At 70.0% G+C, this 23080-nt stretch carries 22 protein-coding genes; 2 read left to right on the top strand and 20 right to left on the bottom strand.

From position 1 onward, the window contains the following. Positions 1–34: 34 nt before the first annotated feature. The 17 genes from WFG93_RS05020 to prmC form a co-directional block, all read right to left on the bottom strand. The gene (locus WFG93_RS05020) at positions 35–2785 is read right to left on the bottom strand and encodes an FtsK/SpoIIIE domain-containing protein (protein ID WP_336645230.1); all 2751 of its coding nucleotides are present in this window, start codon (positions 2783–2785) and stop codon (positions 35–37) included. Positions 2786–2841: 56 nt separating this feature from the next. Then, entirely contained in the window at positions 2842–3678 is an 837-nt protein-coding gene (locus tag WFG93_RS05015; protein WP_336645229.1) for a PP2C family protein-serine/threonine phosphatase, read from the bottom strand. Positions 3679–3750: 72 nt separating this feature from the next. Beyond that, complete coding sequence (locus tag WFG93_RS05010) at positions 3751–4734, bottom strand: aldo/keto reductase (protein ID WP_336645228.1); 984 nt, start codon at positions 4732–4734, stop codon at positions 3751–3753. A 78-nt stretch (positions 4735–4812) separates the two neighbouring features. Then, positions 4813–5685, bottom strand: coding sequence for a large exoprotein (locus WFG93_RS05005; RefSeq protein WP_336645227.1), 873 nt, complete (start codon positions 5683–5685; stop codon positions 4813–4815). 113 nt (positions 5686–5798) lie between these two features. Next, entirely contained in the window at positions 5799–6539 is a 741-nt protein-coding gene (gene yaaA / locus WFG93_RS05000; protein WP_336645226.1) for a peroxide stress protein YaaA, read from the bottom strand. Positions 6540–6615: 76 nt separating this feature from the next. Further along, positions 6616–6876: a F0F1 ATP synthase subunit epsilon gene (locus tag WFG93_RS04995; protein WP_336645225.1), complete on the bottom strand. Its 261-nt coding sequence runs from the start codon at positions 6874–6876 to the stop codon at positions 6616–6618. Positions 6877–6878: 2 nt separating this feature from the next. Beyond that, positions 6879–8333, bottom strand: coding sequence for a F0F1 ATP synthase subunit beta (atpD, locus tag WFG93_RS04990; RefSeq protein WP_336645224.1), 1455 nt, complete (start codon positions 8331–8333; stop codon positions 6879–6881). A gap of 26 nt (positions 8334–8359) precedes the next feature. After that, positions 8360–9253 carry a F0F1 ATP synthase subunit gamma gene (locus WFG93_RS04985; RefSeq protein ID WP_336645223.1) on the bottom strand — a complete coding sequence of 298 codons (894 nt, stop codon included), beginning with the start codon at positions 9251–9253 and terminating at the stop codon, positions 8360–8362. A gap of 19 nt (positions 9254–9272) precedes the next feature. Then, positions 9273–10913: a F0F1 ATP synthase subunit alpha gene (gene atpA, locus WFG93_RS04980; RefSeq protein ID WP_336645222.1), complete on the bottom strand. Its 1641-nt coding sequence runs from the start codon at positions 10911–10913 to the stop codon at positions 9273–9275. Positions 10914–10961: 48 nt separating this feature from the next. Further along, positions 10962–11750, bottom strand: a complete 789-nt coding sequence (locus tag WFG93_RS04975; RefSeq protein ID WP_336645221.1) for a F0F1 ATP synthase subunit delta — start codon at positions 11748–11750, stop codon at positions 10962–10964. Further along, the gene (locus tag WFG93_RS04970) at positions 11750–12292 is read right to left on the bottom strand and encodes a F0F1 ATP synthase subunit B (protein WP_336645220.1); all 543 of its coding nucleotides are present in this window, start codon (positions 12290–12292) and stop codon (positions 11750–11752) included. Before WFG93_RS04970 ends, WFG93_RS04975 begins: the two co-directional genes overlap by 1 nt. 27 nt (positions 12293–12319) lie before the next feature. Then, entirely contained in the window at positions 12320–12556 is a 237-nt protein-coding gene (atpE, locus tag WFG93_RS04965) for an ATP synthase F0 subunit C (protein WP_067198640.1), read from the bottom strand. A 44-nt stretch (positions 12557–12600) separates the two neighbouring features. Beyond that, positions 12601–13344: a F0F1 ATP synthase subunit A gene (gene atpB, locus WFG93_RS04960; protein ID WP_336645219.1), complete on the bottom strand. Its 744-nt coding sequence runs from the start codon at positions 13342–13344 to the stop codon at positions 12601–12603. A 180-nt stretch (positions 13345–13524) separates the two neighbouring features. Then, a complete protein-coding gene (locus WFG93_RS04955) occupies positions 13525–14034 on the bottom strand; it encodes a hypothetical protein (protein WP_336645218.1) in 510 nt (169 codons plus the stop codon). Continuing rightward, positions 14031–15284: an MraY family glycosyltransferase gene (locus WFG93_RS04950; protein ID WP_336645217.1), complete on the bottom strand. Its 1254-nt coding sequence runs from the start codon at positions 15282–15284 to the stop codon at positions 14031–14033. Before WFG93_RS04950 ends, WFG93_RS04955 begins: the two co-directional genes overlap by 4 nt. Continuing rightward, positions 15281–15997 carry an L-threonylcarbamoyladenylate synthase gene (locus tag WFG93_RS04945; RefSeq protein WP_336645216.1) on the bottom strand — a complete coding sequence of 239 codons (717 nt, stop codon included), beginning with the start codon at positions 15995–15997 and terminating at the stop codon, positions 15281–15283. Before WFG93_RS04945 ends, WFG93_RS04950 begins: the two co-directional genes overlap by 4 nt. Positions 15998–16033: 36 nt before the next feature. Beyond that, positions 16034–16891 (bottom strand): peptide chain release factor N(5)-glutamine methyltransferase, encoded by an 858-nt coding sequence (gene prmC, locus WFG93_RS04940; RefSeq protein ID WP_336645215.1) that lies wholly within the window; start codon positions 16889–16891, stop codon positions 16034–16036. A 100-nt stretch (positions 16892–16991) separates the two neighbouring features. Here prmC and cysK point away from each other — a divergent pair, with 100 nt between their 5' ends. Together cysK and epsC are read left to right on the top strand one after the other, a co-directional pair. Further along, positions 16992–17930, top strand: coding sequence for a cysteine synthase A (gene cysK / locus WFG93_RS04935; protein WP_336645214.1), 939 nt, complete (start codon positions 16992–16994; stop codon positions 17928–17930). Next, positions 17930–18520: a serine O-acetyltransferase EpsC gene (gene epsC, locus WFG93_RS04930; protein ID WP_336645213.1), complete on the top strand. Its 591-nt coding sequence runs from the start codon at positions 17930–17932 to the stop codon at positions 18518–18520. Before cysK ends, epsC begins: the two co-directional genes overlap by 1 nt. Positions 18521–18554: 34 nt before the next feature. Here epsC and prfA read toward each other — a convergent pair whose 3' ends face one another. The 3 genes from prfA to thrB all read right to left on the bottom strand — a co-directional run bounded on the left by prfA (position 18555) and on the right by thrB (position 23069). Next, on the bottom strand, positions 18555–19631 hold the full coding sequence (gene prfA, locus WFG93_RS04925) for a peptide chain release factor 1 (RefSeq protein WP_336645212.1): 1077 nt from the start codon (positions 19629–19631) through the stop codon (positions 18555–18557). A 23-nt stretch (positions 19632–19654) separates the two neighbouring features. After that, complete coding sequence (rho, locus tag WFG93_RS04920; protein ID WP_442928232.1) at positions 19655–21949, bottom strand: transcription termination factor Rho; 2295 nt, start codon at positions 21947–21949, stop codon at positions 19655–19657. A gap of 166 nt (positions 21950–22115) precedes the next feature. After that, positions 22116–23069: a homoserine kinase gene (gene thrB / locus WFG93_RS04915; protein WP_336645698.1), complete on the bottom strand. Its 954-nt coding sequence runs from the start codon at positions 23067–23069 to the stop codon at positions 22116–22118. Positions 23070–23080 lie beyond the last annotated feature (11 nt).

Raw genomic sequence — 23080 nt, 5'->3', positions numbered from 1 at the left:
GACGTGGTTCCGCCTCTCCGCTCCGCCGGCCGCCTCACTCCAGCACCACGCGGCGCGGCCGCCGGCCTGCCTCCACCGCCCACGCCCTGTTCTCGTGCAGGCGCGCGTACGGCGGCACCTCCCGCACACCGGCGAGCTGACGCAGTTCGGGGGCGCATTCCGCAGCCACGAGCAGCTCGCCTCCCGATCGCACCTGCTGCAGTCGCGCCCAGTCCGCCCGCCATCGATCCGGCTCATCGACGATGATCCGGCGGACGGCGTCATCGGAGTCGGCAGCGGAGGAGTGCAGATCTCCGATCGCCCGCGCGCGAGCGGTCAGGTCGGCGACGGACAGCACGACGCACTCGGGATGCGCTGCGGCGAGCCGCAGCCGCGTGGTCTCGACGGCGTCGGTGACCAGCCCCGACCACGCGCGGGAAGGGTGCCACTGCGGCGGGCCCCACTCCGGGGTCCTCATCGGCGCGGTATCCGTCCAGCACAGCTGCGTCTCCCGGCCATCCAGCCACGCCCGCCCCGGTGGGCGAGAGCGGTCGAACTCCGCCGCCTCCCCGCCGGCGGCGATGTGCTCCACCCTGCTGCTCATCCCCAGCAGCGCGCGGCGGGGCAGCGCGTCCAGGAGGCGACCGATCGGGCCGGACGCCCGAGAGGCGGTGAGCACTGTCCCCGCGGGCGAGCGCGCGATCACCTCCCACCGGGCGAGGAACACCTGGGCGTGCTCAGGCGGGTACTGAGCGAGCAGCACGTCGACGTCGTCGCACAGCACGATCCCGTGCCGTCCGCCGGCCAGCTCGGCGACGGCATCCCACGCGATCTCGCCGTCCGGCGGGACGACGACCGGGTCGGCGAGCTGCGCGGCGAGCGCACGCACCACCATGCTCTTGCCCGTTCCCGGCCCGCCGATCACCGCCAGCCCGTCCCCGGGACCGAAGCGCACCCAGGGCTGCTGCTGACGCGCGGGCTCATCCGCGCGCCCGAGCGCCGCGTGACCCGTGGCCAGGCCGGCATCGTCGGCCGCGGGCACGGGCAGCACCGCCGGCAGCGCCGGCAGCCACGGGCTGGCCGGAACGGGTCTGCCTGCCCACCGCTGCGCGATGGCGTCAAGGTCGGATGCCGCAGCGAGCGCCACCCGTGCCGCGTGCGCGGCGGCATCCTCCGGCCGTCGCAGGAACACCAGCCCGCGCGAGTCCGCCCCGCCCGGCACCGCGGCCGCAGCATCCGATCCCACCACGAAGCGGCTGTCCGCCGCCTCGGCCACGCGCAGGCTCAGCCGCAGCGGGCAGTTGGCGGCCAGGGCGTCGCGGATCACGCCGCTCGCCCGCTGCGTGCCCAGCACGAGATGCATGCCGAGTGCGCGCCCGCGGGCGGCGACGTCGGTGAAGATCTGGGCGAGATCGGGATGCTCCTGCACGAGAGCCGCGAACTCGTCGACGACGATGACCAGGCGCGCGAGCTCCGTGCAGTCGCTGACATCGCGCGCTCCCGCCCTGGCGAGCACAGCCTCGCGTCGGCGCAGCTCGGCGGTGAGACTGCTCACCCCGCGCCGGGCCCCCTGCGCATCGAGATCGGTGACCACGGCGGTCACGTGCGGCAGCGCGCGCAGCGGCTCGAACGCCGTGCCGCCCTTGAAGTCGATGAGCACGAACGACACCTCGTCGGGCCCGTACCCGCCGGCGATCGCGGCGACCCAGCTCGTCAGCAGCTCGCTCTTGCCGGTTCCGGTCATGCCTGTCACGATCGCATGCGGACCGTGCTCGACGAGGTCGACGAGCACGTCACCGTGCCGGCCGCGCAGGAAATGCGCAGCCAGGCCATCGGCACTGCGCATTGCGGGGATCAGCTCGCCGAGCATGACGAGATCCGGCAGTGCCGTGTCGGCATTCGCACGTCGGGCGAGGTCGGCCGCGACCAGCGCCACCTGCCGGCGGGACACCCCTTCCACCGACAGCTCCCGGATGCCGTCCGCGGTACGCAGCTGCGCGGATGCGGGCACCGTGCAGTCCAGTACCGTCGTCACGCCCTTCGGCGGCTCCTGCCCAGGCATCCGGATGCACAGCACGGCATCGACGCGCTCCCCGTCCGCTGCCGCCGCGTCGCCGCCCAGTCGCAGCGCGAATCCGCTGTGACGGCGCGCGGTGTGCGGAAGCTCAGCGAGTCCCCAGCGGATCACGCCCTCGCCGCACAGTGAGAGATCGGCCGGGCCGAAGCGCAGACACACCTGCATCGCCAGCGCGCGCACCACGGCGGCGGCGACGGCCTCGGGCGCCCGCACGCACACTCCCCCGCCGATCGGCACGCGCACCGGCCCGTCCGCGAGCACCTGCGCGCGCTCGCGGAACCCACGCGTGCGCTGGTCGTCCCCGCCCGTGACGCGCACCGTGCTCGCGACCGACCCCCGCCCGACGACGATCGGGGTGCTGCGATCGATGGTCTCGTGACCGCGCAGCGGCGGCTCGGCAAGACATCGTGCGGCATCCGGGCTGCGATGCCAGAGCCTGTCGAGCTCGCGGGCGTGCACGCTCGACAGCTCCGCCTCGGCGCGCTGCCACGCGGCATCCGTCTCCTGTGCGCCACGATCGCGCAGGCGGCGCCGGGAGCGGATGCCGTCGAAGAACGACGCGAGCAGCATCAGGGGCCCGAGCGCGGCGAAGCAGAGCGCGAGCATCGATCCGGTGATGACCCACAGGACGACACCGGCGATGACCGGGACGGTCGCGGCGAGCAGCGGCAGCGGCGGACGCGTGGATTCGGCGGGTGCCGCGGGCAGGACGATCGTGGTGGCAGCCATGCCGCCATCTCATCGCACGCGGCGCTCGGAAACGGCCTGTCCACAGGCCGCAGCGCCTATTCCGCGGTATCCGCTGCTGTGGAGGACGACTGCTCCTCGGCTGCCGCGACGGGCGCGACGTCGTGCGCCCCGGCCTGCAGATACCGGACGTCGAGGACGATCAGCGTGACGTTATCGCGTCCGCCGTTCTCCAGAGCGGCGTCGACCATGGCGCTCACGGCGTCCGCCGGATCATCGTTCTCGCGCAGGAAGTGCAGGATGCCGTAGTCGGTGAGCTCCTTCGTGAGCCCGTCGGAGCAGATCACGAAGCGGTCGCCGTCGCACAGGTCGACGGAGACGTAGTCGGGTGACACGAGCTCGTTGGCGCCCACGGCGCGCGTGATGACGTTGCTGTACGGGTGCGCGTCGGCCTCTTCGGGGCTGATCTTGCCGGACGCGATCAGCTCCTGCACCACCGAGTGGTCGGTGGTGACCTGCATCAGTCGGCCCTCGCGCTCCAGGTACACGCGCGAGTCGCCGATGTTGAGCGAGATCCAGCGCCAGCCGTCTTCGTAGCGGTCGAGGTAGATGCCGGTGAGTGTGGTGCCGGTGCCCTCGTCGGTGGTGTCGGGATGCTGGTGGATGTCATCGACGGCCAGCTGCAGCGCCGACAGGATGGCGGCGTCGTCGATCGCGCCGGAGTCGACCATGTCGGCGAGGCGATCGACGGTCGCCTGGCTGGCGATCTCGCCGCCGGCGTGGCCGCCCATGCCGTCGGCGACGATGAACAGCGGGTACTTGGCGAGGAACGAGTCCTGGTTGTTCTCGCGGCGACGGCCGCGGTCGGTGAAACCCGCCCAGGACAGCTCCAGCTCTTCGCTGACGCGATGGGTCTGCGTCGTCGTCTCAGGCACGTGGGCTCTCCGTCGGGCGGGTCAGCGGCGCAGGGGCCGCGGCGGTCATGATCATCGTAGTGGCGCTGAGGCCTACATGCGGTCGGCGGGGTCCTCGGGCAGCGGGAAGAGCGCGTCGATCGCGGCGAGATCGGCCGCGGTCGGCGTCCACGCGTCCGCCGCGCCGGCGTTCGCCTCGACCTGCTCGGGACTCGTGGCCCCGGCGATCACGCTCGACACGCCAGGCTGCGCCAGCAGCCAGCCGAACGTGGCGTCCAGCATGGTGATGCCGCGCTGGTCGCAGAACGCCTGATACTGCTCCAGAGCGTCCCAGGGCGCGTCGGACCAGATGTGCTGACGGGTCTGCATGATCCGGCTCCCCGACGGCCCGCCCTCGCGGGTGAACTTGCCGGTGAGCAGACCGTTCTTCAGCGGGAAGTAGGGGAAGAAGCCGAGCTGGAAGCGGTTCACCGCCGGCAGGACGTCGCGCTCGGCGGCCCGCGCGAGCAGCGAGTAGTGGTTCTGGGCCGAGATGAACCGCCCGGTCGAGCGCTCGCGGGCGGTGAACTCCGCCTCGGCGATCTGCCAGCCGCTGAGGTTGGAGTGACCGTAGTAGCGGATGCGCCCCTCGGCGACCAGCTCGTCGAGGGCGTCGATCGTCTCTGCGATGGGCGTGTGCGGATCCGGCAGGTGCAGCTGGTAGAGGTCGATCCAGTCCGTGCGCAGTCGGCGCAGGGACTGCTCGACGGCGTGCCGGATGTAGCGGCGCGATCCGCGGCCCCCGGGGAAGTCGTAGCCCATGTCCCGCTCGTGCCCGAACTTCGTGGCCAGGACGACACGATCACGCCGGCCCTGCAGCACCTCGCCCATCAGCTCTTCGCTGCGGCCGGCATCCGCGCCGTACATGTCGGCGGTGTCGAAGAAGAACACGCCGTTGGCCAATGCCGCGTCGATGACGGCGCGGGTGCCCTCCAGCGTCTCGGTGACCGTGCCGCTGCGACCGAAGTTGTTGCAGCCGAGACCGGCTGCGGAGACGACGAGTCCGGACGCGCCGACGCGACGCTGCGAGGTTGCCATGCATCCACCGTATCGAATGACGGACGGCGAAGAGGCCGCCGCGGATGCGGCGGCCTCTCCGGCGATGATCCTGCGTGCTCAGCGCTGGTTCTGATCGGGGTCGGACGGCGGCGCCGGGGGCGCAGGGGGCGCGCCCGGCGGGCCGGCCGGCGGGGCCGGCGGCACTGGCGGCGTCGCCGGGGGCGGCACGGGCGAGCCGGGCGCGGGCGGCACCGGGGTGCCGGGGCCGCCGGGGCTCTGCGGAGCGCCGAACCCGGGCTGAGCGGGCGGCGCGAAGCCGGGCTGCGTGTAGTCGGGGCGGATGTGGTCGCCCTGGGGCTGTCCGGCCTGGGGCTGTCCGGGCTGCGGGTACTCGGCCGGCGGGTAGCCGGCGCTCGGGTAGCCGGGCGCCGCGGGAGGCTGGTAGCCGTGCGGAGCGCCGTGGCCGGCGTTCGCGGCGCCGGCGCTGCTCTGGGTGGGCACGCCGTCCCAGACGGTGCGGTCGGCGAGGAAGCCGTTCTGCGCCCACGGCGCCGGCGGGATGCGGTCGTTCCAGCGCGACTTGTCGAACGCGAGGATGCCCATCCAAACGATGTTCAGCAGCACGAAGAGCACCACCCAGGCGCCCTCCTTCTGCAGCTTCAGACCCACCCGCCAGCCCGCCATGGCGAAGAACACCGTGAACGCCAGACCGATGATGCTGCCGATGCCGGTCGGGGCGAGCAGGATGGTCGCGCCGAGCGTGTACAGCACGAGCCACGGGCTCATGTCACCGAGCTTGAAGAAGACCATCTCGCGATAGACCGGCACCCAGGCCCGCCACTTGCCGTCCACCCCGGCCTTCTCGAAGATCTTCATCATGAAGATCGACGAGAGCACGTAGCCGAGCACGGCGACGATCAGCAACACGAACCCGAACAGCGCGAGCATCGCGCTCAGCGCCGCGTATCCGCCGTAGTCGTCATAACCCATGGATGATCCACTTCCCTCGGTGAGAGGGAGCGCTGCCGCTCCCCCGCGCGGTGGTCGCGCACCGGTCATGCTAGCGAAGCGCCCGGGACCGCGGCAACGAGCGACGTCGTCGATCAGCCCTCGACGACCAGCTCCAGCACGCCCGCGTCGCTCGTCTCGCGCAGCGCGACTCCTGCCTCCGCCGCCCAGTGCAGCAGCGCCCCCGCCGAACGCACGGTCGGCCGCGCCTGCGCGAGCGCGCGCACGAGGACGCCCTTGGCCTTCTTGTTGAAGTGGTTCAGCGCGCGCCGGGAGGGCGTGACGACCCGCACGTACGCAGAGGGCGTCGAATCCGGGATCGGTCCGAGCGCGACGTATGACTCGCTGCGCAGGTCGAGCACGAAGCCCCCCTCGCCCAGGGCTGCGGAGGTCACCGAGGCCCAATGCCGGCGCAGCGGTGGGATGCCGGGCAGCGCAGTGCCCGCAGCGAGGCGGTACCGCGGGATCTCGTCGAGCGCGCCGATCGGGCCGAGCGGTGCGGAATTGATCAGCACGTGCCGGCCGAGCCACTGCCGCGCGCGGCCGTCGAGGCTCGCCGCGTCGAGGGCATCGAAGAGCACGCCGGTGTAGCGATCCACCGCCGCCATGGTGGGGGCGTCGCGCAGCATGCGATTGTGCTCGACATCCCCCGCCTGCCGATCGCTGAGCTTGAGCACCTTGCGGGCCGCGACAGGATCGGCCGAGAGCGCGACGAGGGCGTCCAGCACCTCCGTGCGCGCAACCGCGAGCGAGGGCAGGGCGAGGCGGTCCAGGCGCAGCGGCGCGCCGGTGCCCCCGGGGCGCTTCGTTTCGGACGGCGGCAGCAGGATTCTCATGGTCTCCCCATGCAAGCGGCGTCCGCTCCGGATCGTGCGGGGCACGATCCGGAGCGGACGCCGGGGTCGGTTGCTGTCAGGCGATCAGTGCGGCGTTGCCCGCGACGATCGTCAGAGCGTCACCCTCCATGGAGAGGAAGCCGTCCTGCGCGTTCGCGAGCACCTTGCTGCCGTCGGTCTGGGTGATGCGGACCTCGCCCTGGGCCAGGATGGCCAGCACCGGCTCGTGACCCGACATGAAGCCGATCTCGCCCTCGACGGTCTTGGCGACGACGAGCGAGGCCTCTCCCGTCCAGACCTCCGCATCGGCGGAGACGAGGCTGACGTGCAGCGCCATGGTCAGGCGTTCTCCTTCTGGATCTTCGCCCAAGCCTCTTCCACGTCGGAGATGCCGCCGACGTTGAAGAACGCCTGCTCCGCCACGTGGTCGAAGTCGCCGCGGCAGATCGCGTCGAACGACTCGATGGTCTCCTTCAGCGGGACGGTCGAGCCCTCGACACCGGTGAACTTCTTCGCCATGTAGGTGTTCTGCGAGAGGAACTGCTGGATGCGGCGTGCGCGGGACACGACGATCTTGTCCTCTTCGGAGAGCTCGTCGACACCGAGGATCGCGATGATCTCCTGCAGCTCCTTGTTCTTCTGCAGGATCTGCTTCACCGTGGTCGCCACGCGGTAGTGGTCGTCACCCAGGTAGCGCGGGTCCATGATTCGCGAGGTCGACGTGAGCGGGTCGATCGCCGGGTACAGACCCTTCGAGGCGATCTCACGCGAGAGCTCGGTGGTGGCGTCGAGGTGCGCGAACGTCGTGGCCGGCGCCGGGTCGGTGTAGTCGTCGGCGGGCACGTAGATCGCCTGCAGCGAGGTGATCGAGTGGCCGCGCGTGGAGGTGATGCGCTCCTGCAGCAGACCCATCTCGTCGGCAAGGTTTGGCTGGTAGCCCACCGCGGAGGGCATGCGGCCCAGCAGGGTGGAGACCTCGGAGCCGGCCTGCGTGAAGCGGAAGATGTTGTCGATGAAGAGCAGCACGTCCTGCTTCTGCACGTCGCGGAAGTACTCCGCCATGGTCAGCGCCGACAGGGCGACGCGCAGACGCGTCCCCGGCGGCTCGTCCATCTGGCCGAAGACGAGGGCGGTCTTGTCGAAGACGCCCGCCTCCTCCATCTCGTGGATGAGGTCGTTGCCCTCACGGGTACGCTCGCCGACACCGGCGAACACCGACACACCGCCGTGGTCCTGCGCGACGCGCTGGATCATCTCCTGGATGAGGACGGTCTTGCCGACACCCGCACCACCGAACAGACCGATCTTCCCACCCAGCACGTAGGGGGTCAGCAGGTCGATCGACTTGATGCCGGTCTCGAACATGGTGGTCTTCGACTCGAGCTGGTCGAAGTTCGGCGCCTTGCGGTGGATCGGCCAGCGCTCGGTGACCTCGATCTGCTCGCCGGGCTCGAGGTTGAGAACCTCGCCGATCACGTTGAAGACCTTGCCCTTGGTGACGTCGCCGACGGGCACCGAGATGGCCTCGCCGGTGTCGCGCACCTCCTGACCGCGGACGATGCCGTCGGTCGGCTTCAGGGCGATGGCGCGGACGAGGTCGTCGCCGAGGTGCTGGGCGACCTCGAGCGTGATCTCGGTGGAGTCCTCGCCGATCGTGATCGTCGTCTTCAGGGCGTTGTAGATCTCGGGAATCGAATCGTGCGGGAACTCGATGTCGACAACCGGACCGTTGACGCGTGCGACGCGTCCGACGACCGCGGTCGCCGGCTGGTCAGCCGTGGCGGTGGTGGTCATTTCTCGTCTCTTTTCGTGGATGTCTGTCAGCTTGACGCCAGGGCGTCGGCGCCGCCGACGATCTCTGCGATCTGCTGGGTGATCTCGGCCTGGCGCGCGTTGTTGCGCAGGCGGGTGTAGTCGGTGATCAGCTTGTCGGCGTTGTCGCTGGCCGACTTCATCGCCTTCTGCGTCGCGGCCTGCTTGGCCGCCGACGACTGCAGAAGGGCGTTGAAGACGCGGCTCTGGATGTACACCGGCAGGATCGCGTCCAGAACGGTCTCGGCGTCAGGCTCGAACTCGTAGAGCGGGTAGACGGCCGCGGTCGCGGTGTCCTCGGCGTCTTCGATCTCAAGCGGAAGCAGACGCAGAGCGGTGGGCTCCTGCGTCATCATGCTGACGAAGCGGTTGTACACCAGCACGATCTCGTCGACGCCCTCGGACTCGCCGCCGCGCAGGAACGCCTGCTGCAGCGTGTGCGCGATCTCCTCGGCGGTGTGGAACGACGGCGTGTCGGTGTCGCCGATCCACTCGGCCGCGGAGTCGATCCGGCGGAACTGGAAGTATCCGACGGCCTTGCGCCCGACCAGGTAGTACACCGGCTCGCGCCCGAGCTCGCGCAGTCGCTCGCCCTGCTCGAGACCCTCGCGGATCACCTGGGAGTTGAACGCGCCGGCCAGACCGCGATCGCTCGAGAAGATCACGACGGCGGTGCGCCGGATCGTCTCGGACTCGCGGGTGAGCGGGTGATCGACACTGGAGTGCGTCGCAACGGCGGACACGGCCCTCGTCACGGCCTGCGCGAAGGGGGTGGACGCCTTGACGCGTGCCATCGCCTTCTGGATGCGCGAAGCCGCGATGAGTTCCATCGCCTTCGTGATCTTCTTGGTCGTCTGAGCAGAGGAGATCTTCTGCTTGTAGACCCGGAGTTGAGCGCCCATGAATCAGTACCTCACGCGATTACGCGCGACGACCCTTGACGATCTTCTCCTGGCTGACGTCGACGGCGTCGTCCGCCGAGACCTGCTCGTTGCCCGGGCTGCTGATCGACTGGCCCTTGCCGCCCTGGAACTCCAGGATGAAGGCGTCGGTCTGCTTGTCGAGCTCGGCGACGGTGGCGTCATCGAGGACGTTCGTCTCGCGCAGCGTGTCGAGGATCGAGGTGTTGCGACGCAGGTAGTCGAGCAGGTCGCGCTCGAATCGCAGCACGTCCTCGACCTCGATGCTGTCGAGCTTGCCGTTGGTTCCGGCCCAGATCGAGACGACCTGCTCCTCCACCGGGTACGGCGAGTACTGCGGCTGCTTGAGCAGCTCGGTCAGACGCGCACCGCGGGCGAGCTGACGACGCGAAGCGGCGTCGAGGTCGGAGGCGAACATCGCGAACGCCTCGAGCGAGCGGTACTGCGCCAGCTCGAGCTTCAGCGTTCCGGAGACCTTCTTGATCGACTTGACCTGCGCGTCACCACCCACGCGCGACACCGAGATGCCCACGTCGACCGCGGGGCGCTGGTTGGCGTTGAACAGGTCGGACTGCAGGAAGATCTGGCCGTCGGTGATCGAGATCACGTTGGTGGGGATGTACGCCGAGACGTCGTTCGCCTTCGTCTCGATGATCGGCAGTCCGGTCATCGAACCGGCGCCGAGCTCGTCGGACAGCTTCGCGCAGCGCTCGAGCAGACGCGAGTGCAGGTAGAAGACGTCGCCCGGGTAGGCCTCGCGCCCCGGCGGACGGCGCAGCAGCAGCGAGACCGCGCGATACGCCTCGGCCTGCTTCGACAGGTCGTCGAAGACGATCAGCACGTGCTTGCCGCCGTACATCCAGTGCTGGCCGATGGCCGAGCCGGTGTACGGGGCGAGGTACTTGAAGCCGGCGGGGTCGGATGCCGGAGCAGCGACGATCGTGGTGTACTCCAGAGCACCGGCCTCTTCCAGCGCGCCCTTCACCGAGGCGATGGTCGAGCCCTTCTGACCGATCGCGACGTAGATGCAGCGCACCTGCTTGGTGACGTCGCCGGACTCCCAGTTGGAGCGCTGGTTGATGATCGTGTCGATCGCCAGGGCCGTCTTGCCGGTCTGGCGGTCGCCGATGATGAGCTGACGCTGACCGCGACCGACGGGGATCATCGCGTCGATGGCCTTCACACCGGTCTGCATGGGCTCGTGCACGCTCTTGCGCTGCATGACGCCGGGCGCCTGCAGCTCGAGCTCGCGCACGCCCTCCGTGGCGATGGCGCCGAGGCCGTCGATCGGGTTGCCGAGCGGGTCGACGACGCGTCCGAGGTAGCCGTCGCCGACCGGGACTGAGAGGACCTCTCCGGTGCGGGTGACCTCCTGGCCGGCCTCGATGCCCGTGAAGTCGCCGAGGACGACCACGCCGATCTCGTGCTCGTCGAGGTTCAGGGCCAGGCCCTTGGTGCCGTCGCCGAAGGTGACGAGCTCGTTGGCCATGACGCCCGGCAGTCCCTCGACGTGGGCGATGCCGTCGGCGGCGTCGATGACGGTGCCGACCTCGGTCGCCGCTGCGCCGGTGGGCTCGTAGGCGTCGGCGAAGTTCTTCAGCGCGTCACGGATGACGTCGGGGCTGATCGATAGTTCTGCCATTGTCTTCCCTTTGTGTCTGGGTGTGCGCGGTTCCCCGCGTCAAGTTGTTCAGCTCGCGAGCTTCTGGCGAAGATCAGCGAGTCGGGCGGAGATGCTGCCGTCGATGACGTCATCGGCGATCTGCACGCGCAGGCCCCCGACGACGGTCGCGTCGATCACCTGGTTGATGGAGATCTCGCCGCCGTAGCGACGTGCGAGCACGTCGCGCAGGCGGGTCTGCTGCTGTGCGGTGAGCGCAGCGGCGGTGTAGACGGTCGCGACCGTGCGGCCGGACTGCGCCGCGACGATGTCGATCGCACGACCGAGCACCTGGCGCACGCGACGCTCACGCGGGTTGCGCACCAGTGACGAGGCGATCAGCACGGCGGCCGGGGAGGCGGCGCCGTCGAGCACCTTCTCGACGAGGGCGCCCTTCGCACTCGCATCGCCCAGGCGGCTGCCCAGAGCGAGCTCCAGCTCGGGATTCGCCGCGACCACCCGCGAGAAGCCGAAGAGCTCGCCCGCGACGTCGTCACCGGACGCGGCCTTGGCCGCGGTGCGGATGGCAAGCTCCTCGATGCCGTCGATGAGATCGGATGCCGACGACCAGCGCTGTGCGGACACGGTCGTCAGCAGCGTGCGCACCGGCGTCGAGACACCGGCGAACACCGCCGAGACCAGCGCAGCGCGCGCCGCGGCGGGAGCCGCGGGATCAGCGAGCGCGCCGCTCAGCTGGGCGGACTCCCCGATCGCGCGCGAGGCTGCGAACAGCTCCGCCGCGCTGCCGAGGTCCAGACCCGACGCCGCGGCAAGCGCGTCCGTGGATGCCGCGAGTGCCTGAGTGGTCGCGCTGCCCATTACGTGACCTTCTCGAGGTCGGCGAGGAAGCGGTCCACGACGGCCGTCGCACGGACGTCGTCGTCGAGGCTCTCCCCCACGACGTTGCCGGCGAGGTCGATCGCGAGCGTGCCCACCTCGTTGCGCAGCGACACGAACGCCGCCTGGCGCTCGGCCTCGATCTGCGTGTGCGCGGCCGAGGTGATGCGGTTCGCCTCGGCGACTGCGGTCTCCTTGGCCTCGGCGACGATCTTCTTGCCGTCCTCACGGGCGGCCTCGCGGATCTCACCGGCCTCGGTGCGGGCCTCGGCGAGCTGGCGGGTGTACTCCTCCAGCGCCTCCTCGGCCTGCTTCTGAGCCTCATCGGCCTTGGCGATGTTGCCTTCGATGGCAGCCGAGCGCTCGTCGAGCATCGCGGTCAGACGCGGAAGGGCGACCTTCCAGACCACGATGAGAATGATGACGAACCACAAGGCCGACCAGACGATGTCGTACCACGCGGGGATGAGGGGGTTTTTGGCCTCCTCCGCCGCGGCGAGGTTCGTGACAAGAGCGTTCAGCATCCTGTCTCCTTCAGAAGTCGCTGCGGTTTACGGGAAGGGGATGAATCCGACGGCGATGCCGACGAACGCAAGCGCCTCGGTGAAGGCGATACCGATCCACATGAGGACCTGCAGGCGGCCTGCGAGCTCGGGCTGACGGGCGACACCCTCGATCGTCTTGCCGACGACGATGCCCACACCGATGGCCGGACCGATGGCGGCGAGGCCGTAGCCGACCGCCGCGAGGTGACCGTTGATGTCAGCGAGAACCGTAGTTGCGTCCACGGGTTGTTTCCTTTCGGTTTTGGTCGGCCGGTGAGCCGACCCGATCAGTGCTCTTCTGCGACCGCGAGCTGGATGTAGATCGCGGTGAGGACGGTGAAGACGTAGGACTGCAGGACGACGACGAGGATCTCGAAGATCGTGAACGCGCCGCCGAAGGCGAGCGTCCCGACGCCGAGCGCGGCCCAGCCGCCACCTGCGGTGAACATGAAGAATGCGGTGGCCGAGAAGCAGAGCACGAGGATCATGTGCCCGACGACCAGGTTCATCATCAGTCGCAGCGTCAGCGTGACGGGGCGGATGATGAACGTCGAGATGAACTCGAGCGGCGTGACGATGATGTACACCGGCCACGGCACACCCGAGGGGAAGAGGGAGTTCTTCCAGAACCCGACCGGGCTCTTCTTCATGCCGGCGTAGATGAAGGTGACGTAGCTGATCACGGCCAGCGTGAGCGGGACGGCGATGATCGCGGTTCCCGGCATGTTCAGGAAAGGGATGATCCCGGTGATGTTCATGAACAGGATCATGAAGAAGATCGTCACGAGCAGCGGCGCGAAGCGCTCGCCGTCCTTGCGGCCGAGCAGATCGTGCGCGATGCCGTTGCGCACGAAGCCGACACCCATCTCGACCAGGCTCTGGAAGCGCCCCGGCACGATCCGCATGCGACGGGTGCCGAGCCACATGATCAGCACGACGGCGATGACCGAGAGCAGCTGGATGAGGTGGATGCGGTGCATCGGGATCACACCGAACACGTTGAACAGGATGTCCGGGAAGAACTCGTCCATCGAAGGACCGTGGAATTCACCGTCACCGGCGATCGGACGAAGGGTCAGGGTCGCAACGGGATTCAAAAGCGCGGGCTCCAGCTTCGGGTCACCGGTCTGAACCGGGGCGACGAGGGACGTGTGCATCACAGCGCAAGCGCTCGCGAGACGAGCGGCGGGCACGGGTCAACACTACCAGATTCATCGCCGGGCCTCGGGCGTATCCGCTCGCCCGTCGCCGTTCGTGTCGCCGTCGTCCTCGGGGTTCACGGTGGGCAGATCGATGTCGCTGACGTTGGGCAGACGCATCCGGGTGAGCACGATCACGTCCACCACGAGCGAGACCGCGACCCCCGCGACGATGGACAGGAAGAACACCAGCGGCGAGATCCACGGCTGACCGCTGAGCACGATCATCAGCACGAGGAAGACGCCGAGCTTGAGCAGCCAGCCGCCGAGCACGATCGCGAAGAACAGCTGCACGTAGAGCGGGTCTCCGAACCAGCGGTTGGCGAACAGGATGCTCGCGACGGTGATCCCGAGGAACAGGAAGGCCAGCAGCACGCCCAGCAGCCCGCTCCACAGCCCGCTGGCACCGTCGGCGGCGTAACCCGCACCGGCGGCGATGAGCGCGAGCACCACCGCGCAGACCGCGGACCAGGTGAGGGTGCGGCGCAGGATCGGCGTGCTGGAGACGGGGCTCGGTTTCATCGGGGCTCCATATCGGACGACTCCGCACCGGATGCGGCAGCGGAGTCCGGCCGGTCGGCCGGGGCGGGTGGGACGGCATCGAGGGCGGCGTCGAGGGCGGCACGGTCGGCGCGGCGGGCGGCGCGCGCCTTACGGCCGGGGGGCAGCAGGGTCACGGTGAGGCAGGCCGCGATGCCCACCACGCCGAAGCCCACGGCCGCGAGGTAGCCGCCGGGCCACTCCTGGCGGCCGGCGATGTACATCAGCAGCACGGTGAGCGAGATCACCGCACTCCACGCGTAGAAGATCAGCACCGCGTCGCGATGCTGATGGCCGAGGTCCAGCATCCGGTGGTGCAGGTGCTTGCGGTCGGGCGAGAACGGCGACTTGCCGGCGCGCATGCGCCGGAACACCGCGAGACCGAAGTCGAGCAGCGGCAGCATCACGATCACCAGCGGCAGCACGATGGGGATGAAGGCGCCCAGCAGCTGGGAGCGGCCGAAGCGCTCCGGGTCGAAGGCGTTCACATCGCCCTGAGTGGTGAGCGCGATGGTCGAGGTCGCCATCAGCAGGCCCAGCACGAGCGCGCCGGAGTCGCCCATGAACAGCTTCGCCGGGCTCCAGTTCAGCGGCAGGAAGCCCAGGCACGCGCCGATCAGCACGGCCGCGATGAAGGTCGCCAGGTTGAAGTAGCTGGTCGCGCCGGAGTCGCGCGTGAGGATGTACGCGTACACGAAGAACACGCCGTTGGCGATCAGGCAGACACCGGCGACCAGACCGTCCAACCCGTCGACGAAGTTCACCGCGTTCATGACCACGACGATCGCGAACATGGTGATCGAGATGCTCACCCAGCTGGAGACGAGGATCATGTCGCCGACGGGCAGGGAGAGGATCTGCAGGCCGCCGCCCACCGAGATGATGCCGGCGGCGAGGAACTGCGCGGCGAGCTTGATCATCCAGTCCAGGTCGATCAGGTCGTCCACGACGCCGACGATCGCGATGAGCAGCCCCGCCGCGAGGATGGCCCAGAGCGTGTCGGGCGGCGACCACATCCGCTCGAAGAAGGGGTTGGCGGAGGAGATGAGGATCGCGCACGCGATGCCGATGAACATCGCCACGCCGCCGAGCCGGGGCGTGGGGTTCTGGTGCACGTCGCGTTCCCGGATGCCGGGATAGAGCTTGAAGCGCAGGCTCAGTCGCCAGACCACCCACGACAGCGCGAATGTGATCGACGCCGTCAGGATGATCGTGAACAGGTACTGCTTCACCCTTGCTCGACCGGACTCTCATCCGTCTCGGACGGCGTCTGCGCGGGCTCCAGCAGGTCGCCGAGCACTGCCCCGAGCTGGGCGCGGGACACGGCGCCCTCGCGCAGGACGCGCACGACCGGCGCCTCGCCCTCTGCAGCGGAGACCAGGGAGGTCGCGTCGACGATGGTGGAGGGGATGCCCGTCTCGCTGTAGCCCTCCTCGAGGTACACGGCGACGCTGTCGCCGAGCATCTGCTCGGCATCGGCGGCGATCACGGCGGCGTCGCGCCCGGTGAGGTTGGCGCTGGACACCGCCAGCGGACCGGTCTCGGCCAGCAGCTCGAGGGCGATGCGCCGATCGGGCATGCGCACCGCGACGGTGCCCTTCGTCTCGCCCAGGTCCCAGGTCAGCGACGGCTGGGCCGGCAGCACGATGGTCAGCCCGCCCGGCCAGAACGCGTCGACCAGCTGCTGCACCGCCGGCGGGATCTCCTCGACCAGCGCCCGCAGCATGTCCTGGCCGGCCACGAGCACCGGCGGCGGCATGTCGCGGCCGCGCCCCTTGGCATCCAGCAGCCGCTGCACAGCGGCGGGTGAGAACGCGTCGGCGGCGATGCCGTAGACGGTGTCGGTGGGCAGCACGATGAGCTCGCCGCGCGCGATCGCCTGGCGGGCGTGGCGCATGCCGGCGAGGATCTGCGAGTCGTCGCGGCAATCGAAGACAGTTGACATGGCCCCCTCAGTCTACGGTGGTCGCCTCGGCGGCACTCAGGCGCGCAGCGCCGTGGTGGCGCGGTCGCGCCGGGTGAGGTCCTGGTGCGTGGCCGCGGCGCGCCAGCCGTCGGCGGTGAGGATGCCGCGGATCTGCTCGCCCTGCAGCTCGCCGTGCTCGAGCACGAGCAGTCCCCCGGGGTGCAGGAGCCGACGGGCCCGCCGGCTGATCACTCGCACGACGTCGAGGCCGTCCGGTCCGCCGTACAGCGCCACGGCGGGATCGTGCAGGCGCACCTCCGGATCGCGCGGCACGGCGGCATCCGGCACGTAGGGCGGGTTGGAGATCACCACGTCGACGGAGCCGATCAGTTCGTCGAAGGCGGTGGCCAGATCGTCGAGCACGAGGGAGAGGTTGGCGGCACCGCGGGTGTTGCGTGCCGCCCACGCGTGCGCTTCGGGCGAGCGCTCGACGGCGTGCACGTGCGCGTGCGGGACCTCGGTGGCCATCGCCAGTGCGATCGCCCCGCTGCCGGTGCCGAGATCGACGGCGATCGGCGTCGGCGAGGCGCTCTCGAGCAGCGCGTCGATGGCGAACTGCGCCACGGTCTCGGTCTCCGGGCGCGGCACGAAGACGCCTGGCCCGACCGCCAGTTCGAGATGGCGGAACGCCGCGCGGCCGGTGAGGTGCTGCAGCGGCTCACGCGCCGCTCGACGCTCGACGAGCGATTCCAGCGCCGCCGCGTCCGCCTCGGCCAGGTCATCGCCGCGCACGGCGGCGGCCTGAAGTTCCCCGCGGCCCATCCCGAGCACATGGCTGAGGAGCAGTTCGGCATCCACAGCAGGATCAGCCACCCCCGCCGCGGCCAGTCGCTGCGCGATGACGCGCAGCTGTGCGGAGATCGTCTGAGGCATCCTTCCAGCGTAGGCCGTCGCCGCACGCGGTCATATTCAGCCCCGCACAGCGCGGCCGACGTAGGCTGATCACGCTGAACCCGCTGACGAAAGGTCCGCCATGCCCGGCATCCACGACGACATCACCACCACCTTCGGCAACACCCCGTTGGTGCGTCTGAACCACCTCACCGAGGGACTCGACGCGACCGTGCTCGTCAAGCTCGAGTCGTTCAACCCCGCGTCGAGTGTGAAGGACCGCATCGGCATCGCGATCGTGAACGCTGCGGAGGCCTCGGGTGAGCTCAAGCCGGGAGGCACGATCGTCGAGGCCACCAGCGGCAACACCGGCATCGCCCTGGCGATGGTCGGTGCGGCTCGGGGGTACAAGGTGGTGCTCACCATGCCGGCGTCGATGTCGAAGGAGCGCCGCGTGCTGCTGAAGGCGTTCGGCGCCGAGCTCGTGCTCACCGACCCGACCCTGGGTATGAAGGGCGCGATCGAGAAGCTGCAGGAGATCATCCAGACGACTCCGGGCGCGGTGTGGGCCCGGCAGTTCGAGAACTCCGCCAACCCGCAGGTTCACCGGGAGACCACCGCGCAGGAGATCCTGCGCGACACCGACGGCCAGGTCGACATCTTCGTCGCCGGCGTCGGCACGGGCGGCACGATCACCGGGGTCGGTCAGGCCCTGAAGGCCGTCAAGCCCGAGGTGCACGTGATCGCCGTCGAGCCCACCGACTCCCCCCTGCTCTCGCAGGGTCACGTCGGCCCGGCCAAGATCCAGGGCATCGGCCCCAACTTCGTTCCCGCGATCCTCGACCGCGACGTGATCGACGAGATCCTCACCGCGACCTTCGAGGAGTCGATCGAGACGTCGCGTGCCCTGGCGGCGAAGGAGGGCATCCTGGTGGGCATCTCCGCCGGCGCCGCCGTCGCCCAGGCGCTCAAGGTCGCCGCACGCCCCGAGAGCAAGGGCAAGCAGATCGTCGTGATCGGGTGCGACACCGGGGAGCGCTACCTGTCCACCGCGCTGTTCGAGGACCTCCGCGAAGACTGATGACACGGGGTCCGTCCTGGCTGGGTCGGGTGCGAGAGGACGTCGCATCCGCCCGGCTCCGCGACCCCGCCGCCCGCGGGACTGCGGAGATCGCCCTGCTCTACCCCGGGCTGCACGCCATCTGGGCGCATCGGCTCCATCACGCGCTGTGGCGCCGCGGGCTGCGCTTCCCCGCTCGGCTGGGCTCGCAGCTCACCCGGTGGCTGACTGGAATCGAGATCCACCCCGGTGCGACGATCGGGCGTCGGTTCTTCATCGACCACGGTTCCGGAGTCGTGATCGGCGAGACCGCCGAGATCGGCGACGACGTCATGCTCTACCACGGGGTGACCCTCGGCGGACGCACCAGGGACGGCGGCAAGCGGCACCCCACGCTCGAGGACGGCGTCGTCGTGGGCGCGGGGGCGAAGATCCTCGGCCCGGTGACGATCGGCGCCGGCAGCGCGGTCGGCGCGAACGCGGTGGTCACCAGGGACGCGGCGCCGGACTCGGTGCTGACGGGCGTGCCCGCCCGCGCCCGATCGCGAGCCGAGGGCGAGAGCACGGCCCGCATCCGGTCGGTGCCCGACCAGCCGGACTACTCGATCTGACGGCTCGGACCACTCGGTCCGTCGGTCCCGCCGGTCAGTCGCCGCCGATGGCGGCGAGGCGCGCCTCCTCATCGGCCTGAATGGCCGACTGGATGATGGGATCGAGCGCGCCGTCCATCACCTGATCCAGGTTGTACGCCTTGTAACCGGTGCGGTGATCTGCGATCCGGTTCTCCGGGAAGTTGTACGTGCGGATGCGCTCGGAGCGGTCCATGCCGCGGATCTGCGAGCGCCGGGCATCCGAGGCCGCGGCGTCGCGCTCCTCCTGCTGCCGCGCGAGCAGACGCGCGCGCAGCACGCGCATCGCTGCCTCGCGGTTCTGCAGCTGCGACTTCTCGTTCTGCATCGACACCACGATGCCGCTGGGCACGTGCGTGATGCGCACCGCCGAGTCGGTGGTGTTCACCGACTGCCCGCCGGGGCCGGACGAGCGGTACACATCGATCTTCAGATCGTTCTGGTCGATCTGGATCTCCTCGGGCTCGTCGACCTCGGGGAACACCAGCACGCCCGTGGTCGAGGTGTGGATCCGCCCCTGCGACTCCGTCGCCGGCACCCGCTGCACGCGGTGCACTCCGCCCTCGTACTTCAGGTGCGCCCAGACGCCCTGCGCAGGATCGGCGGACGAGCCCTTGATGGCGACCTGGACGTCCTTGTAGCCGCCGAGGTCGGACTCGTTGCGCTCGAGCAGCTCGGTCTTCCAGCCCCGGTGGGCGGCGTACTGGATGTACATCCGCAGCAGATCCGCGGCGAACAGCGCGGACTCAGCGCCGCCCTCCCCCGCTTTGATCTCCATGATCACGTCCCGCGCGTCATCCGGGTCGCGCGGGATGAGCAGACGACGCAGCTTCTCCTGCGCGGCGCGCAGCCCCTCCTCGAGGACGGGAACCTCGTCGGCGAACGCCTGGTCCTCGCGCGCCAGCTCGCGCGCGGCCTCAAGGTCGTCGGATGCCGCCACCCACGCCTCGTGCGCGGACACGATGCGGTTCAGCTCGGCGTAGCGGCGGTTCACCCGCTTGGCACGCGCGGCGTCGGCGTGCACCGCCGGGTCGGAGAGCTCCTCCTGTACCCGGCGATGCTCCTCGATGAGGGCCTGGACCGACTCGAACACGCCGCTGCTCCGCTCGGAACGACTCAGCGGATGCTGTTGTCGTGTGCGTGCGAGCTGCCCGTCGACGTGGGCGCCGGCACCGACTTCTGCATCTGGAAGAGGAACTCCACGTTCGAGCCGGTCTCCTTCAGCTTGCCCAGCACGACCTCCAGCGCCTGCTGCGGGTCGAGTCCGGCGAGCGCGCGACGCAGCTTCCAGGTGATCTTGACCTCGTCGGCCGAGAGCAGCATCTCCTCGCGGCGAGTGCTCGAGGCGTTGATGTCGACGGCCGGGAAGATGCGCTTGTCGGCCAGCTGGCGCGACAGACGCAGCTCGCTGTTGCCGGTGCCCTTGAACTCCTCGAAGATGACCTCGTCCATCTTCGAGCCGGTCTCGACGAGCGCCGTCGCGAGGATGGTCAGCGAACCGCCGTTCTCGATGTTGCGGGCGGCGCCGAAGAAGCGCTTGGGCGGGTACAGCGCCGACGCGTCGACGCCGCCGGTGAGGACGCGACCGGACGCCGGAGCGGAGATGTTGTAGGCGCGACCCAGCCGGGTGATCGAGTCGAGCAGCACGACCACGTCGCGGCCGAGCTCGACCAGTCGCTTGGCGCGCTCGATGGCGAGCTCGGCGACCGTCGTGTGATCCTCGGCAGGGCGATCGAAGGTGGAGGCGATGACCTCGCCCTTGACCGTGCGCTGCATGTCGGTTACCTCTTCGGGACGTTCGTCCACGAGCACGACCATGAGGTGCACCTCGGGGTTGTTCTGCGCGATCGCGTTGGCGATCTGCTGAAGGACGATCGTCTTGCCGGCCTTCGGCGGCGCCACGATCAGACCGCGCTGTCCCTTGCCGATCGGCGCGACGAGGTCGATGATGCGCTGCGTGAGCTTCTCGGGCGCGGTCTCGAGTCGCAGGCGCTCCTGCGGGTACAGCGGGGTGAGCTCGCCGAATTCGACACGCTTGGCCGCGTCGTCGGGCGACAGGCCGTTGATCGAGTCGACCTTCACGAGCGCGTTGTACTTCTGACGCCCCTGCTGCTCGCCCTCGCGCGGCTGCTTGATCGCACCGACGACCGCATCGCCCTTGCGCAGGTTGTACTTCTTCACCTGACCGAGCGAGACGTACACGTCGCTCGAGCCGGCGAGGTAGCCGGTGGTGCGCACGAAGGCGTAGTTGTCGAGCACGTCGAGGATGCCGGCGACGGGGATGAGCACGTCGTCCTCGCCGATCTCGGTCTCGAACTCGTCGGCGGTGGCATTGCTGCCGCGACGCTTCGCGTTGCGCTGCCGGCTGCGACCGGAGCCGTGCTCCTCGTCGGCGTCGGCGTGTCCGCCGCTGCTCTGACCGCCACCGTTCTGGCCGCCGCTGCTCTGGCCGCCGTTCTGGCTTCCGCCACGCCCCCTGCTGCGACTGCGGCTGCGCCCGCGGCCGCGGCCCGAGCCCTCTCCGTCGTCGTCGGAGCCGTGCTGGTCGCCGTGCCCGGCGCCCTGATCGGACGCATTCTGCTCGCCCGAGGAGTCGCCCGATGTGCTGTCGGAGTCGCCGGAGGACTTCGAGCCGCGCCGGCCACGCGAGCGCTTGCCGGAGTCCGTTGCGGCATCCGCGGATGCCGCGTCGTCACCGCCCTTGTCAGCCGTGGCCTTATCCGCACCGGCCTTATCCGCAACGGCCTTGTCCGCACCGGTCTTGTCCGCACCGGTCTCGTCGCCCTGGCGCGCGTCCTTCTCGTCGCGTGCCGGAGCGCTCTCGGATGCGGCAGCGTCGGTCTCGCCGGCATCCGCCCGCTTGTCCTTTGCGCGGGAGTCCTTGCCGCGCTTGCCGCCACGGCGGCCCTCTTCGGCCGATCCGTCTGCGGCCGTCTCGGAGCCCTGGGCCTCACCCGCGTCGCCGGCCACCACCGCGGCGGCGGCGGTGTCGGCGTCGGCGTCGGCCTTCTTGCGCGTCGGCCGCTTGCGCGCCGGCTTCGCGGGCGCCTCTGCGGTCTCGTCTCCGGCCGGAGCCGCGGGTGCGGCGGCGTCGGAGTCTGCGGTCGGAAGCTCGAGCATGTCGGCGTCGGCCTTCTTGGCGCGGCTGCGGCGCGGCGCCTTGGCGCGCGGCTGCTCCGCGCCGGCATCCGTGTCTCCGCTCGGAGCGGCCGCGGCGGCGGCAGGAGCGGACGGGGCAGTCGCGGCATCCGCCGTCACGGACGGAGCCGGCTGCACCGCCTCCGCAGCCGCAGCGGCGGCGGAGGCGGTGGTGGCGCGGCGCGGCGCGCGCTTGCGGACGGGCGTCGCGGTCTCGGCTGCCGCCGATTCAGCGGTAGGCGTGTCGTTCTGGGTCTCGGAGAAGTTCTCCACGAGTACTCCCTCATATGTCGTGGGAAGACGAGCAGTCCGAAGAGCACGCAGCGGGTGCTGCGGGCATCACACGCGCCGACGCAGAGCGTCTGCCAGCCAGTACCTGGATGTTCCGGGGGATCGCGTGCGGACTTCGCAGAAGTGCGAAAGGGCGAGATTCACGAAGTTACGTGGAGCCCTCCGCTCGTTCCCTCACTGTACCACCCAGCACGTCGACGGCGAGCATGTGCGCGTCCCACGGGGTGTCTGTGACGGCATCGGCCAGATCCACTGCGCGCTGTCGTGCGCCGGGACCGTCCGCCAGCACGAGAACGCTGGGTCCGGCACCGGAGACGACGGCCGCACAGCCCTCGGCGCGAAGGGCCTGGACGAGCCGCAGCGTCTCGGGCATCGCCGGGCCGCGGTACCCCTGATGCAGGCGATCGTCGGTGGCGTCGAGCAGCAGTTCCGGGCTCTGCGTGAGCGCGGCGATCAGCAGCGCCGAGCGCGACACGTTGAACACGGCGTCCTCGCGCGAGACGTGCGGCGGCTGCAGCGAGCGGGCCAGGGACGTCGACATCGTGAAGCCGGGCACGAACACGAGCGGCGCGACGCCGCGATGCACGAGGAGCTTCTTGTGCTGCGGTCCGCGCGCCGCCGTCCAGGCGATGGTGAGCCCGCCGAACAGAGCCGGGGCGACGTTGTCGGGGTGGCCCTCGAGCTCGGTGGCCAGTCGCAGCAGCGCGTCGTCGTCGAGTTCCACGTCTCCGGCGAGCAGGCCCTTGGCGATGAGAATGCCCGCGGTGACCGCCGCGCCGGACGAGCCCAGACCGCGTCCGTGCGGCACACCGTTGTCGGCGTGGATGCGCAGGCCCGGAAGCGGGCGGTCGACGTCGGCGTAGACGTGAGCGATCGCGCGCACCACGAGGTTGCTCGCGTCGCGGGGGATCTCCGCGGCGCCGGATCCGCTGACCGCGATCTCCAGGCGGTCGTCCGGAAAGGACGAGGCGGTGAGGGTGTCGTACACGCTCAGAGCCAGTCCCAGCGTGTCGAAGCCGGGTCCGAGGTTCGCGCTGGTGGCGGGCACCGTGACCACGACCGTGCGAATCGCCCCGTCGGCCTGCGGCGCCGTGGTGACCACCGGCTCGGCGG

It is taken from the genome of Microbacterium sp. USHLN186 (genome assembly GCF_037145155.1).
GTDB lineage: Bacteria > Actinomycetota > Actinomycetes > Actinomycetales > Microbacteriaceae > Microbacterium.
This window is presented reverse-complemented; position numbering and strand designations above follow the sequence as displayed.